Source organism: Cupriavidus gilardii, assembly GCF_013347325.1.
Taxonomy (GTDB): domain Bacteria; phylum Pseudomonadota; class Gammaproteobacteria; order Burkholderiales; family Burkholderiaceae; genus Cupriavidus; species Cupriavidus gilardii.
On the sequence record NZ_CP054626.1, the window covers coordinates 1,616,937 to 1,631,681 of the forward strand.

The 14,745-nt window shown below is 69.2% G+C and carries 16 protein-coding genes; 5 read left to right on the top strand and 11 right to left on the bottom strand.

What is annotated here, in order from left to right:
* Positions 1–9: 9 nt before the first annotated feature.
* The 4 genes from FOB47_RS17645 to mltG all read right to left on the bottom strand — a co-directional run bounded on the left by FOB47_RS17645 (position 10) and on the right by mltG (position 3,406).
* On the bottom strand, positions 10–546 hold the full coding sequence (locus FOB47_RS17645) for a GNAT family N-acetyltransferase (RefSeq protein ID WP_053821869.1): 537 nt from the start codon (positions 544–546) through the stop codon (positions 10–12).
* An 83-nt stretch (positions 547–629) separates the two neighbouring features.
* Positions 630–1,661: a DNA polymerase III subunit delta' gene (locus FOB47_RS17650; RefSeq protein WP_174781706.1), complete on the bottom strand. Its 1,032-nt coding sequence runs from the start codon at positions 1,659–1,661 to the stop codon at positions 630–632.
* A gap of 117 nt (positions 1,662–1,778) precedes the next feature.
* Positions 1,779–2,393, bottom strand: coding sequence for a dTMP kinase (gene tmk / locus FOB47_RS17655; RefSeq protein WP_174781707.1), 615 nt, complete (start codon positions 2,391–2,393; stop codon positions 1,779–1,781).
* A gap of 17 nt (positions 2,394–2,410) precedes the next feature.
* Entirely contained in the window at positions 2,411–3,406 is a 996-nt protein-coding gene (mltG, locus tag FOB47_RS17660; protein WP_174781708.1) for an endolytic transglycosylase MltG, read from the bottom strand.
* Between the two features lie 306 nt (positions 3,407–3,712).
* Here mltG and ygfZ point away from each other — a divergent pair, with 306 nt between their 5' ends.
* From ygfZ to FOB47_RS17675, 3 genes are read left to right on the top strand one after another with little or no spacing between them, the layout of a single operon-like run.
* Positions 3,713–4,720: a CAF17-like 4Fe-4S cluster assembly/insertion protein YgfZ gene (ygfZ, locus tag FOB47_RS17665; protein WP_174781709.1), complete on the top strand. Its 1,008-nt coding sequence runs from the start codon at positions 3,713–3,715 to the stop codon at positions 4,718–4,720.
* 48 nt (positions 4,721–4,768) lie between these two features.
* On the top strand, positions 4,769–5,059 hold the full coding sequence (locus tag FOB47_RS17670) for a DUF4936 family protein (RefSeq protein ID WP_053821873.1): 291 nt from the start codon (positions 4,769–4,771) through the stop codon (positions 5,057–5,059).
* 48 nt (positions 5,060–5,107) lie between these two features.
* Positions 5,108–5,950, top strand: a complete 843-nt coding sequence (locus FOB47_RS17675) for an NRDE family protein (RefSeq protein ID WP_006579546.1) — start codon at positions 5,108–5,110, stop codon at positions 5,948–5,950.
* 106 nt (positions 5,951–6,056) lie between these two features.
* Here the strand turns inward: FOB47_RS17675 and FOB47_RS17680 are convergent, their stop codons facing one another.
* From FOB47_RS17680 to FOB47_RS17700, 5 genes are all read right to left on the bottom strand, one after another.
* Positions 6,057–7,280, bottom strand: a complete 1,224-nt coding sequence (locus FOB47_RS17680; protein ID WP_390884835.1) for an MFS transporter — start codon at positions 7,278–7,280, stop codon at positions 6,057–6,059.
* Between the two features lie 124 nt (positions 7,281–7,404).
* Complete coding sequence (locus tag FOB47_RS17685) at positions 7,405–7,833, bottom strand: GNAT family N-acetyltransferase (RefSeq protein ID WP_053821875.1); 429 nt, start codon at positions 7,831–7,833, stop codon at positions 7,405–7,407.
* Between the two features lie 119 nt (positions 7,834–7,952).
* Positions 7,953–8,390 carry a YbgC/FadM family acyl-CoA thioesterase gene (locus FOB47_RS17690; RefSeq protein WP_174781710.1) on the bottom strand — a complete coding sequence of 146 codons (438 nt, stop codon included), beginning with the start codon at positions 8,388–8,390 and terminating at the stop codon, positions 7,953–7,955.
* A 173-nt stretch (positions 8,391–8,563) separates the two neighbouring features.
* Positions 8,564–9,550, bottom strand: a complete 987-nt coding sequence (locus tag FOB47_RS17695; protein WP_053821877.1) for a tripartite tricarboxylate transporter substrate binding protein — start codon at positions 9,548–9,550, stop codon at positions 8,564–8,566.
* A gap of 103 nt (positions 9,551–9,653) precedes the next feature.
* Positions 9,654–10,631, bottom strand: a complete 978-nt coding sequence (locus tag FOB47_RS17700; RefSeq protein WP_420839251.1) for an alpha/beta hydrolase — start codon at positions 10,629–10,631, stop codon at positions 9,654–9,656.
* Between the two features lie 341 nt (positions 10,632–10,972).
* Between FOB47_RS17700 and FOB47_RS17705 the strand changes: the two genes are divergently transcribed.
* Positions 10,973–12,121, top strand: coding sequence for an iron-containing alcohol dehydrogenase (locus FOB47_RS17705; RefSeq protein WP_174781712.1), 1,149 nt, complete (start codon positions 10,973–10,975; stop codon positions 12,119–12,121).
* A gap of 106 nt (positions 12,122–12,227) precedes the next feature.
* The gene (locus FOB47_RS17710) at positions 12,228–12,764 is read left to right on the top strand and encodes an O-acetyl-ADP-ribose deacetylase (protein ID WP_174781713.1); all 537 of its coding nucleotides are present in this window, start codon (positions 12,228–12,230) and stop codon (positions 12,762–12,764) included.
* A gap of 42 nt (positions 12,765–12,806) precedes the next feature.
* Here FOB47_RS17710 and FOB47_RS17715 read toward each other — a convergent pair whose 3' ends face one another.
* Together FOB47_RS17715 and FOB47_RS17720 are read right to left on the bottom strand one after the other, a co-directional pair.
* Entirely contained in the window at positions 12,807–13,724 is a 918-nt protein-coding gene (locus FOB47_RS17715) for an alpha/beta fold hydrolase (RefSeq protein WP_174781714.1), read from the bottom strand.
* A gap of 103 nt (positions 13,725–13,827) precedes the next feature.
* Entirely contained in the window at positions 13,828–14,730 is a 903-nt protein-coding gene (locus FOB47_RS17720) for an SDR family oxidoreductase (RefSeq protein WP_174781715.1), read from the bottom strand.
* Positions 14,731–14,745: the final 15 nt, after the last annotated feature.

Sequence of the window (14,745 nt, forward strand, 5' to 3'; positions counted from 1 at the left end):
CCTGGCGGGTTAAGCGGAGATGGCCGAGCGGGCGTCCTGCTCGACGCGCCGCCCCACGATGATCAGGTCGCGCTCGATGCCGTCGAGCACCGCGACCCGCGGCAGCTCGCCCCAGCGGGCAAAGCCGAGCCGTTCGAACAGCGCCAGGCTCGGCGCGTTATGGCCAAAGATGAAGCCTAGCAAGGTGCTGACGCCGATCGCCGGCGCATGGGCCATCGCCCGTTCCAGCAGCAGGCGGCCCAGGCCCTGGCCGCGATAGCGCTCGTCCAGGTAAATGGAAACCTCGCTGGTGGCGCCATAGGCGGGCCGGCCATAGAAGTCCGAATAGCTGAGCCAGCCGGCCAGTTGGCCGCCGGCGTCCTCGACCACCCACAGCGGCCGGCGCTCGGGACCGTGTGCGTCGAACCACGGCTGGCGCGAGGCGACGCTGACCGGCTCGGTGTCGGCGGTGACCATCCGCGACGCGACCGTGCCGTTGTAGATCGCGACGATGCCCGGCAGGTCCTGGCGCTGTGCGTCACGCACGGTGAAACCGCTTGCTTCCATGTTTCTCTTCTTTTAAATCAAGTCGTTATGGCAGGTACTTCAGGTTTTTTCTGAGGTGAGCATCGCCGATGTGCGGGCGACGATCAGCCCGGATGCCGCTGGAACAGATGCCGGTAGTCCATCAGCACGGCCTCCGTCACCAGCCGCGCGGCGAGCGGATGCTGCTCGTGGCGGCGGTGCTGGATGAGCCGTCCCGCGAAGGCCTGCAGCCGATGCGCGTCGGTTGCGCCCGCGCAGCGCCGCAGCGCCGCCATCTCGCCCGGGAAGTAGCGCGCGCCGCCCTCGCCGCCGAGGCACAGCGCCAGCAGATCGTAGGTCCAACGCTGCAGGATGCCCAGCACCGACGGCACCGGCAGCTTCTGCAGCTGCTCGGCGGCGGCCAGCGCGTCCAGGGCGGGACCCGTGGCAAGCTGTCCGACCAGCCAGCGCTGCAGCGGCAGTTCTTCGGCCTCGGCCGCATGCAGCGCGGTCAAGGGCGCCCCGCCGGCCTGCGCCAGCTGGGCCGGCGCATCGGCGACACCTTGCGCGCGCAACCATTCGAGCGCCGCCTGCTCGCCCGGCCGGCGCAGCGCGACCTGGCGGCAGCGCGACAGGATCGTCGGCAGGATCCGGTCGATGCGGTCCGTGACCAGCAGGAACACCGTCGCGGGCGGCGGCTCCTCCAGTGTCTTCAGCAGCGCGTTGGCGCCCTCGTGCTGCAAGGCATCGAGCGGGTAGATCACGACCGGCCGCAGCCCGGAGCGGTGCGTGCCGATGCCGACCGCCTCGATCAGCGCCCGCACCTGCTCCATCCGGATGATCTTGCTGGGCGCCTTCTTCTTGCCGCCGCCATCGTCCGCCTTGGCGTCGGCATCTGCATCGCCGCCTTCCATCGCCTCGGGCCGGACCACGGTGAAGTCCGGGTGATTGCCCTGGCCAAACCAGTGACAGGCGGCGCAGGTGCCGCAGGGCTGGCCGTCGGCCAGCGGCGTATCGCACAGCAGCGCCTGGGCAAAGTGCAACGCCAGGTCGCGCTTGCCGATGCCTTGCTGGCCATGCAGCAGCAACGCGTGCGGCAGCCGGTCGCGCAGCGCCATCAGTTGCCGCCAGTCTTCGGTTTGCCAAGGATAGAGCATGGAAATCAACGAGTTATCGGCAGAATTTGATGTTGTTTGAGAGCATGGAACGTTGTTCCGGATTCGGCAACGACGATAACCCGCTCCCTATCATCGGATCTTGATACTGTATGTGCTTCAAAGACTTGCGAGAATTTCCTCAAGCGTCTTCTGAATATCTGCGATCGGCCGCGTGCTGTCGATCAGACGGAAGCGCATCGGTGCCTCTTCTGCCCGCCTCAGGTATTCGGCCCGAGTCCGCGCAAAGAAGGCGGCCGACTCGGCCTCGAACTTGTCCGGCTCGCGCGCACCGGCCAGGCGGGCGCTGGCGACCTCCAGCGGCACATCGAACAGCAGCGTCAGGTCCGGCTGCAGGTCGCCCTGCACCCAGCGCTCCAGCGTCTCCAGCCGCTCCCGGGCCAGGCCGCGGCCGCCCCCCTGGTAAGCGAAGGTGGCATCGGTGAAACGGTCGGAAATGACCCAGTCGCCGCGTGAGAGCGCCGGCTCGATGACCTCGGCCAGATGTTCGCGGCGCGCCGCGAACATCAGCAGCGCCTCGGTCTCCAGATGCATCGGCCGGTGCAGCAGCAGCCGGCGCAGGTCCTCGCCCAGCGCGGTGCCGCCCGGCTCGCGCGTCGTCACCACTTGCCTGCCCTGCCCCAACCGCTGCTGCAGCCGCTCGGCGAACCAGGCCAGATGCGTGCTCTTGCCGGCCCCGTCGATGCCTTCGAAGGTAATGAATGTTCCGCGCATGGCGATCGTGTTCGAGATTATTTGCCGCGCTGGTATTGATCGACCGCGCGATTGTGTTCGGGAAGCGAGTTGGAGAAGTGGCTGGTGCCATCGCCGCGGGCAACGAAATACAACGCGTCGGTCGGCGCCGGCGTGGTCGCCGCCGCCAGCGACGAGACGCCAGGCAAGGCGATCGGCGTGGGCGGCAGGCCGGTGCGGGTGTACGTATTGTACGGAGTGTCCGCCTGCAGATCGCGCTTGCGCAGGTTGCCGTCGAACATCTCGCCGATGCCGTAGATCACGGTCGGATCGGTCTGCAGCATCATGTTCTTGCGCAGCCGGTTGATGAAAACCCCCGCGATCATCGGGCGCTCGGCCGCCTGGCCGGTCTCCTTCTCGACGATCGAGGCCATGATCAGCGCCTCGTAGGGCGTCTTGTACGGCAGGTCGGGCGAGCGCGCGTTCCAGGCCTCGTTCAGCCGCCGCTGCATGGCCCGGTAGGCGTGCTTGTACAGCTCGACATCGCTGCTGCCGCGCGCGAACAGGTAGGTGTCCGGGAAGAACAGCCCCTCGGCCGAGGTCTCGGCGGCGCCGATCGCCTTCAGCAGGTCCGCCTCGCTCATCCCCCTGGTGTCGTGACGCAAGGCGGGATGGGCATCGATGGCCGCGCGCATGCGGCGGAATTCCCAGCCCTCGATCACCGTCAGCACATGGTGATTGACCTCGCCCCGGGCGATGCGGCCGATCACCTGCAGCGGCGTGACGCCGCTCTCGAACTGGTAGCCGCCCGCCTTCAGGCTGGCGTGATTGCCGGTCGCCCGGGCGAGCAGCATGAACAGCCGGGTATCGATCGGCACGCCGCCGCGGGCTACCTGGCGGGCGACGCTCGGCACGCTGGAGTTGGGTTTGATGATCACCTCGAGCGGCGAGCTGCGCAGCGTCAGCGGCTGGTTGGCCCACCAGGCGAAGGCGCCGGCGGCGGCCAGCGCGAATGCCACGGCGGCCAGGACCAGCCGGGAAAGAAAACGTTTCATCGACAAGCTTGGGTAAATGCGGGTCTGAATGCGGGTGAATGCGGGCTTAAGTCGGGAGCAACCGCGGGTCTGCGTGAATCGAGGCCGCCGCGGCTGCCGGACACCCGCAAGACGGGGCAGGCGGCGCGCCGCAGGCTCGACAGGTGACCGAAGTCGGCCGCCGGCCGCAATGGCGGCAGACCCATATAATACCGGGAGCCTTGTCAGGAGCCGCCGCTCACCGAGTCACAAGTTGTGACAGGCCCTGCACAAGCCATCCGCCAACCCGTGCCGGCCCGCGCGCCGGCTCCGAATCGAAGTCGATCCATGCACGCCCCCAATCCCGCCCGCGCCGCCCAGTTCGCCGCCCTGCGCCAGGACGGCGTCGTTTGCCGCCCCGCCGATCTGGGCCTGATCCGCGTGGCCGGCGATGATGCCGCCACGTTCCTGCACAGCCAGCTGACCAACGCCGTCGAGGACCTGCCGCAAGGGCAGGCCCGGCTGGCCGGCTATTGCTCGCCCAAGGGCCGCCTGCTGGCGACGCTGCTGATCTGGCGCGACGCGCAGGGCATCGCCATGCAGCTGTCGGCCGACCTGCAGCCGGCAATCCAGAAGCGGCTGTCGATGTTCGTGCTGCGCGCCAAGGCCAGACTGTCGGACCTGGGCGCGGAGGCCGGCATCGTCGGCGTGGCCGGCGCCAAGGGTGACAGCGCGCTGGCGGCCGCCGGCCTGCCCGCGCCGGCAGAACCCTGGAGCACCGCCGGCGCCGGCGAGGCGACCGTGATCCGCCTGCCCGACGCCGACGGCGTGCCGCGCTGGCAGGTCGTGGCCCCTGCCGCGCAGGCCGATGCCCTGCGCGAAACGCTGGGCACCACGCTGCTGCAAGCCGATGCCGAACTGTGGGACTGGCTCGAGATCCGCGCCGGCATCCCGCGCATCGTCGTCGCCACGCAGGAACAGTTCGTGCCGCAGATGATCAATTACGAGCTGATCGGCGGCGTCAATTTCCGCAAGGGCTGCTACCCGGGCCAGGAAGTCGTCGCGCGCAGCCAGTACCGCGGCACGCTCAAGCGCCGCATGTGGCTGGTCAGCGGCGAAGGCGAGACGCCGGACGAAGGCGCCGAGATCTATCGTGCCGACGATCCCGGACAGCCGAGCGGCATGATCGTCAACGCGGCGCCCAAGCCGGACGGCGCCGGCTGGGACGCGCTGGCCGAGCTGAAGATCGATGCGGCCGGCGCGAGCCTGCATCTGGGCCATGCCGAAGGGCTGGCGATCACCGTGGGCGAGCTGCCCTACCCGGTGCCGCTGCTGGCCACCGATCCGGCCGCCTGAGGCCGGCCTTCCACGGCCCGCAGCAAGACGCCGCAAGGAGACGCCACGATGAGCGAGCACCTGTTCGTCTACTTCCGCGTGCGCGAGCAGGATGCCGCCGAGGCGCTGCCGCACTGGCACCGCTGGATGGCCACGGTGGCCGAAGCCACCGGGATCGGTGGTACGCTGATGCGCAGGCCCGAAACCCGCGCCGGCCTGCAGACCTGGATGGAGGCCTACGCCGACGTGCCGCCGGCCTTCGATGCGACGCTCGACGGCCTGTGGCGGCAAAGCGGTTTGCAGCACTGGCTCGAAGGCGAGCGCCAGGTCGAACGCTTCGTCGACCTGGACCTGTTGTAGCGCGGTGCCGCCCACAGCGATGCGGCGGCCCGCAACAAGGAATGGCTTATGTGTTTGATCCTCGTCGCCTGGCAGGCCCACCCCGACTATGCGCTGGTGGTCGCGGCCAATCGCGATGAATTCTATGTCCGCCCGGCGGCGCCGGCGCACTGGTGGGACGACGCGCCCGAGGTGCTGGCCGGCCGCGACCAGGCGGACGTGATCGGCGAGCCGGGCACCTGGATGGGCGTGACCGCGGGCGGCCGCTTTGCCGCGCTGACCAATTACCGCGCGCCTTCCGAAAAGCGCACCGACGCCCGCTCACGCGGCGAACTGGTGGCCGGCTTCCTGCGCGGCGAGGCGTCGCCCGAGCAATACGTCGGCGATCTCGCGCGGGGCGCCGGCATCCGCAGCCCCGGCGCCTACAACGGCTTCAACCTGCTCGCGGGCGATCTCGACGCGCTGTGGTGGTACAGCAACCGCTCGCCCGACGGCGCCCCGCAGCGGCTCAAGCCCGGCCTGTACGGGCTGTCCAATGCGCTGCTCGACACGCCGTGGCCCAAGGTGCGCAGCCGCGTCGGCGCGCTGGCCGAGACGCTGGCCGCCGACACCGGCGCACCCGGCGCCAGCGTCGAGCCCTATCTGGCGCTGCTGGCCGATACCCGCCAGGCCTGCGATTTCGAGCTGCCGCAGACCGGCGTCGCGCCCGAATGGGAAAAGCTGCTGTCGTCGGCCTTTATCCGTTCGCCGTCTTACGGCACGCGCGCCAGCACGGTGCTGCGCGTACGCCACGATGGCCGCTTCGACCTGAGCGAGCGCAGCTTCGACGCGTCCGGGCCGATCGGCGAGGTCTCGTACCAGGGCCAGATGAACGTGGTCAGCAGCGCGGGCACGATTCCAGCGCCGCGCTAAAGTCCAGCTGTCGTTCCCGCGCAAGCGAGAACCCAGTGGCTTAGACAGGCGCCGCTGGCAAAGACACTGGGCCCCCGCCTGCGCGGGGGCGACAGGATATGGACTGTCAGGCGGCAAGATACCGCCGCACCGTGCGCGCCCCGGCCAGCGCGATCCATCCCATCGTCAGCGCCACCAGGCCGAGCCCATAGCGCAGATCGCTCGCATGCGCGACGCCGCCGATCATCACCGGCCCCAGCATCAGCCCGATATAGCCAAAGCGTGCCACGCGCGAGATGCCCTCGGCCGGGGGCACCCCGGGCAGCCGCGACGCCGCGACGAAGAAGATCGGCACCATATTGGCCGCCCCCAGGCCCATCATCGCGAAGCCCAGCAGGCTCGCCCAGGGCGCGGGCCACAGCAGCGCCAAGCTGATGCCGACGAAAGCCAGCCAGGCGCTGGCCGTCAGCGTGCCGGCGTCGCTCCAGCGCGCCCGCGCCAGATCGCCGGTGAAGCGGCCGATCGCCATGCCGCCCGAGAAGGCCGCATACCCGAAGCTGATCCAGGCGATCGGCGCCTGCGCGATCTCGCGCATGTAGAGGCTGGTCCAGTCGTACATCGCCCCCTCGCCCACCAGCCCGAGAAACGCCATCAGGCCCAGCAGCCACAGTGCCCGGCCCGCATGGTCGTGCCCCTTGTCGGCGTGCGGCGCGGTCGGATGGTCGGGCAGCAGCCAGCGCTTCGACGCCAGCCCCACGCCGGCGGTCAGCAGCGCCATGCCGATCGCGTGCGCCAGCGGTGGAACCTGCAGCGACAGCAACAGCCCGCCAACGGCCGCGCCGACCATGCCGCCGAGGCTGAACATGCCGTGCAACGCGGACATGATCGGTTTGTGGCGCCGCGATTCGACCGTGGCGGCCTGCGCGTTCATCGCGACGTCGAACACGGCGCTGGCCATGCCGAACGCGATCAGCGCGGGCACCAGCGCGTAGAAATGCGGCATCGCCAGGATCGCGATGGTGGCCACGCCATAGGCCACGCCGCCCGACATGCAGGCGCGCGTGCTGCCAACCCGCGAGATCCAGCGGCCCACCGGACCCATCGCGACGATGGCGCCGAAGGCCACCGCCAGCATCGCCATCGACAGCACGGCATCGGACAGGCCGAAGCGCGCCTTGATCGTTGGAATATGGACGCCCCAGGTGGCGAAGGTCGCGCCATTGACGAAGAACAGCGCCATCGTGGCCCAGGTGGCCGGCGCGGTGCGCAGCGGCGGCGGATCGGCCGGTGCGGGGGAATGCGGCTGCGACGAAGCGGACGGCCGCGGCAGATCGGTGGACAGGTCGTTCATGCGAAACGGTGGGTACGGCGCGGTATGGCCATGCATGGTCTCATACCGCCGCAGCCGCGGCCGTCGGCCGATGGCTGACGCGCGGGTGCGCGAGCGTCGCTCGAGCGTCTCGCGCCCTTGGAGGCTAGCCCCGCAGCCGCTTGCGCATCTCGATATGGGGAATGCCCGCTTCCTCGAACGGCTCGCCGACCTGCTGGAAGCCGACGCGCGCGTAGAACGGCGCCGCATGCGACTGCGCGTTGAGCACCAGTTCGGGATAACCGAGTGCCTCGGCCTTGGCCATCAGCGCATCGAGCACGCGGGCGCCGACGCCGGTGCCGCGCGCGCCGGCCAGCACCGCCATGCGGCCGATATGGCCGTCGGGCAGCAGCCGGCCCGTTGCCACCGCGACGCCCTGCGCGTCATAGGCAATCGCATGCCAGCTCGGCTCGTCCCATTCGTCCCATTCGAGTTCGACCGGTACGCCCTGCTCTTCGACGAATACGGCATAGCGGATCGCGCGCGCGGTCTCGCGCGCTTCGGACCAGGGCAGCAGGCGAACGGTGAGGGTCATGATGAAAGGATGACGCGTCGGTTGGCGAGGATCGGCATGATACTCGCGTCGCGCCGATCTTTCAGCGGACGCGAGGGCGGCCCGTGCCGCTGCCCTTCATCTTGTCGAGATGGGCAGACTTACTGCTCCGGCGCCACCGTCTCGTACGCGACGATCGCCTCGCGCACGGCCGCCGGCACCGGCGCCGAACGCTGCGTCGCCGGATCGGCGCAGACGTAGACGATCTCGCCGGTGATCAAATGCTCGTCGCCGCGGTACATCTCGACGCGGAACAGCATGCTGGAGCGGCCGATGCGCGCGATGCGGCCGCGGATGTCGAGCATGTCGTCGAAGCGCGCCGAGCCGTGGTACTCCAGCGTCGACTTGACGACGTACATGTCCACGCCATGCGCGTGCAGCACGTCCTCGGGATAGCGGATACCGACCGCGCGCCAGTACTCGGTCACGCAGATATCGCAATAGGTCAGGTAATGCGCGTTGAAGACGATCGACTGCGGATCGACCTCGGCCCAGCGCACGCGCAGCGGCATGCTGTGGCGAAATTCTTCCTTGGCCATGCGGGGTCCTCGGGTAAGACAGCGTCCGGGAATTCGTCGCCCGCGCGAATGCGGGGGCCCAGCGGCTTTTCCCATTGCCGCGTGGCGAGGCAAGCCACTGGGTCCCCGCCTGCGCGGGGACGACGGGATCAACGGCCCTCGGCGAGGGCCAGCGCGCATATTGCTGCCGCGGCTTACTGCGGCCGAGCCAGGCCCAGCTTCTCGATGATCGCCTTTTCCTTCCTGACCGTATCGGCCGCGAACTTCGCGTACTGCTCGCTGTTCATGTAGAACGGCTCCATGTCGAACTTCGCCAGCGACTCGCGGTAGTTCGGCATCTCCATCGCCTGCTTGAACGCGTCATGCAGCTTCTTGACGATCTTCGGGTCGGTGCCCTTGGGCGCGGCCAGGCCGAACGGCGAGGTCTGCACGATGCCCAGGCCCAGCTCCTTGAGCGTCGGCACGTTGGGGAAGCGCGGCGAACGCTTGTCGCCCCACACCGACAGCAGGCGCAGGCGGCCCTGCTCGACGTACGGCGCCCAGGCCGGCGTGTCGGCCACAGACATCACGTGGCCGCCCAGCAGCGCCTGCATCGACTCGGAATTGCCCTTGAACGGGATGTGCGAGAACTGGACGTTCTGCTTCATCGCCAGTTCTTCCATCGTCAGATGCAGCGTCGTCATCGAGCCGGGCGTGCCGTAGGTCAGCTTGCCGGGGTTGGCCTTGGCGTAGGCGATGTACTCCTGCATCGTCTTGATCGGCGAATCGGCCGGCACGACCAGGCCGAACGCATAGCCGGCCAGGTTGATCACATAGGTCAGGTCCTTGACCGGGTCCCAGTTGATCTTGGTCGTGTACGGCAGGCGGAACACCGGCAGCGGGATCTGCGCCAGCGTATAGCCGTCGGGCGGCGTGGCCTGCATCATCTGCGCCGGCAGCACGCCGCCGGCACCGGGCTTGTTCTCGACGATCACCGGCTGGCCCAGGATCTTCGAGGCGTTCTCCGCGAGCACGCGGAACGGGATATCGGTGGAACCGCCCGCGGTATAGCCGATGATGAGGCGGATCGGCTTCTGCGGGAAATTGTCCGCCTGGGCGTGGGCCGCGGGGGTGGCGGCCAGGCCGGTTACCGCGGCGGCGGCGATGGCGCCCGCGCGGGCGAGGAAGTGGCGGCGTTGCATCTGTAGTCGTCTCCTGTTGCTACAAGGTACTGCTCGGGTACTCGTGGATTGCCTGAAAAAACCGGGGTTCTGCGACCGCCTTGGCTTGGCATCGAGCGCGGCCCTAGATGGGCGGCGCGGTGCCGAAGGCCGTCCGCAACGCGCGCACGGCATCGTCATGCGCGCGCGCCACTGCCGGGACGAAGCGTCCCAGCTTGAAGAAATCATGGATCATGCCGGGGTAGTCCGCCACTTCTGCCGGCACGCCCGCGGCGCGCAGCTTGCCGGCATACGCGACGCCTTCGTCGTGCAGCGGATCGTAGCCCGCCACCGCGATCCAGGCCGGACAGCACCCGGCCACCTCCGCACCGCTGCCGCCGCCGTCGAGCGGCGCAAAGCGCCAGTCGTCGCGGCTCTGCTCGCGGTCCAGATACTGCGCGAAGAACCATTGGATCATCGACGCGGTCAGCAGATAGCCGTCGGCCAGCGCCCGCTGCGACGGCGTGTCCTGGCGCGCACTGGTGCCGGGATACAGCAGCATCTGCAGCACCGGCGCGAGGCCGCGGTCGCGCGCCTCGACTGCGCAGGCCGCCGCCAGCGTGCCGCCGGCGCTATCACCGCCCAGCGCAATGCGATTCGCATCCACGCCCAGCCGCGGCGCCTGCTCGAAGACCCAGTGCAGCACGTCGAACGCATCGTCGACGGCCGTGGGGAATTTCCATTGCGGTCCGAGCCGGTAGTCGACCGACAGCACCATCGCATCGGCACGCGCGCACAGCAGCCGGCACAGCGGCTCGTGCGTGGCGATGCTGCCCACCGTGAAGCCGCCGCCATGGAAGTACAGCAGCAGCGGCAGCGGGTCGGCCCAGCTGGCCTCGCGCGGCGCATAGAGCCGTACCGGAATCGGATGGCCGTCGCGCGCCGGCACCGTCATGTCCTCGACGCTGTGCACCGGCGCGGGCGCCACGTCCAGGATCAGCGCGCTCTTCTCGTAGGCGATCTTCGCGTCGGCCGGCTCCAGATGATGCAGCGGCGGCCGCTTGGCGCGCGCCACCATGTCGAGCAGCTGCGCGATCTGCGGATCGAGCGGCTGCGCCGGCATGCCGGGCGGCAGCGATGACGCGGAGGGCGCGGGGAACGCGGAAGGGACGGCTGACATGAAGCGATGCGGTGCACGCGGTACGGCCATGGCCTGCGCGCTGGAATTCCGGTGAAGTTCGAATTGTGAACGAGCGTTCGATTTTAGTATGATGCCAGCGCTTTGTGGGCATACCGGCGTGGAAAATGTGGCAATGCGACACCGCGTTTGCCCCCTCCCCACCCGATTGAAAACGCTGCGACAATCGTCCGGGCCCGGCTCTGACCGCCGCGCCGGCATGGCACGCATCCCTCAGCCGCCACCCGCGCGCCCTCGCCCACATAACAATCACGGAGACAAGCACGATGGCCTTTATCTATTACCTGACCCATATCCATCTCGATTTCGGCGCGGTCACGCTGCTGAAGTCCGAATGCGAGCGCATCGGCATCCGCCGGCCGCTGCTGGTCACAGACAAGGGCGTGGTCGCCGCCGGCATCGCGCAGCGGGCCATCGACGCGCTCTCCGCGCTGCCGGTGGCCGTGTTCGACGACACCCCGTCGAACCCCACCGAGGCGATGGTGCGCCAGGCCGCCGCGCAATACCGCAGCGAGGGCTGCGACGGGCTTATCGCGGTGGGCGGCGGCTCCTCGATCGATCTGGCCAAGGGGATCGCGATCCTGGCCACGCACGAGGGCGAGCTGACCACCTACGCCACCATCGAGGGCGGCAGCGGCAGGATCACCGAGCGCGCCGCGCCGCTGATCGCGGTGCCGACCACCTCGGGCACCGGCAGCGAGGTCGCGCGCGGCGCGATCATCATCCTCGAGGACGGGCGCAAGCTCGGCTTCCATTCCTGGCACCTGCTGCCCAGGTCGGCCATCTGCGATCCCGAGCTGACGCTGGGCCTACCGCCCGGGCTGACGGCCGCCACCGGCATGGACGCGATCGCCCATTGCATCGAAACGTTCCTGGCCCCGGCCTTCAACCCGCCCGCCGACGGCATCGCGCTGGACGGCCTGGAGCGCGCCTGGGCCCATATCGAACGCGCCACGCGCGACGGCAGTGACCGCGAGGCCCGGCTGAACATGATGAGCGCGTCGATGCAGGGTGCGATGGCGTTCCAGAAGGGGCTGGGCTGCGTGCATTCGCTGTCGCACCCGCTCGGCGGCCTGAAGATCGACGGCCGCACCGGCCTGCATCACGGCACGCTGAACGCGGTGGTGATGCCCGCGGTGCTGCGCTTCAATGCCGATGCGCCGAGCATCGTGCGCGAGGACCGTTATGGCCGCCTGCGCCGCGCCATGCATCTGCCGGCCGACGCCGATGTTGCGCAGGCGGTGTACGACATGACCGCACGGCTGGGCCTGCCGACCGGGCTGGCCGCGATGGGCGTGACCGAGGCGATGTTCGACAAGGTCGTGGCCGGCGCGCTGGCCGACCATTGCCACAAGACCAATCCGAAGGAGGCCAGCGCCGACGACTACCGGCGTATGCTGGCGGCATCGATGTAGGGCTCAACCGCTGCAAGCCGCAGTGGATGTAAGACGCAGTCGGTGTAGGGCGCAATCGTGTAAGGCTCGATCCGATGCCTCGCGCATCGGGCGCAAGGAGGCAGGCATGGCTGGCGAACACTTGCAGGTGGTGCACGGCGATATCACGCGGATGGAGGTCGATGCCATCGTCAACGCGGCCAACAGCGGGCTGCTGGGCGGAGGCGGCGTCGATGGCGCGATCCACGGCGCCGGCGGCCCGGCCATCATGGCGGCCTGCCGCGAGATCCGCGAGCGCCAGGGCGGCTGCCCGACCGGCGAGGCGGTGATCACGACCGGCGGCCTGCTGCCGGCGCCCTATGTGATCCACGCGGTCGGCCCGGTCTGGCGCGGCGGCAGCGACAACGAAGACGCGCTGCTGGCCAGCGCCTATCGCAGCAGCATCAAGCTCGCGGCCGAGCATCGGCTGCGCACGCTGGCATTCCCCAATATCAGCACCGGGGTCTACGGCTTTCCGCGCGAACGTGCCGCCGATATCGCGATCGCCGCGGTGCGCGAGGCGCTGGCCGACGCCGACACCATCGAACAGGTGACCTTCGTCTGCTTCGACGACGAGAACTACCGGCTGTACCGGGAGCGGCTCGGGGCGTTTGGCGGGCTTTGATGTTCCGGCGGGTCAAGGGACGCCCTTGCCCCGTCCCTTTCCCTAGCTCAACGCGCTCCGGATCAGCAGATTGATCCGCTCCGGCTGCTCGTGCACGACCCAGTGCGTGCCTTCGGGAATCCGTTCGAGCCGCAGCTGTGGCACGAAGCGGTCGAGCCCGTCGACCAGCGACTTCGGCAGCGCGCGATCGTTCTCGCCCCAGATCACCAGCGTCGGCACGCGCACGACGAAGGCCTCCGGATCGAGGCGCGACAGATCGGGCGGCGGCTCGCCCGGCGCCGGCGGATGCAGCGGCGAGGCGCGATAGTAGTTGACGCTGCCGGTCAGCGGATGCGAACCGCCCTCGCCCGGCTGCGACCACGCGGCCAGATACTTGTCGCGCGTGTCGCCGCTGAACCAGTCGGGCGGCGCGTCGCCGCCCGACAGCAAGGCGGCCAGCTTCGCATGGTTGTCGGCCGCCAGCACCTCCTCGCAGCCCGGCTTGCGCAGCCAGTTCATATAGGCCGACGCCGCCTGCTGCCGCGGATCCTCGGCCAGCGCGCGGGCGAACAGATACGGGTGCGGCGCGTTGATGATGACCAGCTGCTGCACCAGCGCCGGAAACTGGATCGCCAGGTTCCAGCACACCGCCCCGCCCCAGTCGTGCGCGACCACCACGCAGCGGTCATAACCGAGCGCCGCGACGAACTGCACCAGATCTTCGACCAGATGGCGCGGCTTGTAGGCCTCGACCGCGGCGGGCTTGCTCGACAGATTGAAACCGCGCAAATCGGGCGCAACCGCGAAATGGGTCCGGCCGAATTCGGCGAGCTGGGCTTCCCACGCGTACCAGAACTCGGGGAAGCCGTGGACGAACAGCATCAACGGCTTGCCGCGCTGGCCCGCGCTGGCATAGTGCAGCCGCGTGCCATTCGGCAGCGAGGCGTACTGCAGATGATGGATCACGGCCGAAGTGCTCATGGTCTCCTCTCTGTGGTTTGCCGTTGTCGTCCCGCCCGCCCCATGCGGGCGAGGCGCCGGCCGTGCCGATGCACGCTCCGTGCCTGCGCGCGAAGCGCCCGCCTCAGCCCCGCAGCGCCGCCACCAGCTCGTCGCGCACCTGCGGCTTGCCGGCGAACGGATCGCCGGGATTGCGCTGGCCGACGATGTCCTCGAAACGCTGCTGCACCGGCGCCAGCGCGTGCGGATGCGAATAGATGTAGAAGCGCTGCTCGCGGATGGCGTCGAAGGTCATCCGGGCCACGTCCTCCGCGCTGACCTTGCCCGACGTGACGGCCTTGTCCGACAGCGCCTGCGCAACGCGCTGCGAGCGCGTCGGCGGCGCCTCGTTGCTCAGGTCCGCGGGGCGATTGCGGTGCGACTGATGGATGCCGGTCGGCACGAAATACGGGCACAGCAGCGAGCAATGCACCTGTTCGGTCACCAGTGCCAGGTCCTGGTACAGCGACTCGGACAACGACACCACCGCGTGCTTGGACACGTTGTAGATGCCCATCGCCGGCGGGTTCAGCAGCCCCGCCATCGATGCGGTATTGACGATATGGCCCTCGTACGAGGCATCGCGCGCGGCCGCCTCGAGCATCAGCGGCGTGAAGATGCGCACGCCGTGGATCACGCCGTGCAGGTTGACGCCGAGCACCCAGTCCCAGTCCTTCTGCGAGTTCTCCCAGACCAGCCCGCCGGCGCCGACGCCGGCATTGTTGAACAGCAGGTTGACCTCGCCGAAGGCCTGGATCGCGGCATCGGCCAGCGCCTGCACCTGCTCGGCCTTCGATACGTCGACGCGCAGCCCGATCACGCGGGCGCCCTGCGCGCGCAGTTCGGCCACGGTCGCATCGAGCGCGTCCTGCTGGACGTCGGCCAGCACCAGCCGCATGCCGAGCGCCGCCCCGAGCCGCGCGAATTCCTTGCCGAATCCCGACGCGCCGCCGGTGATCACGGCCACCCTTTCCTGGAACTGCTTCATGGCGGTCTCCTTCGC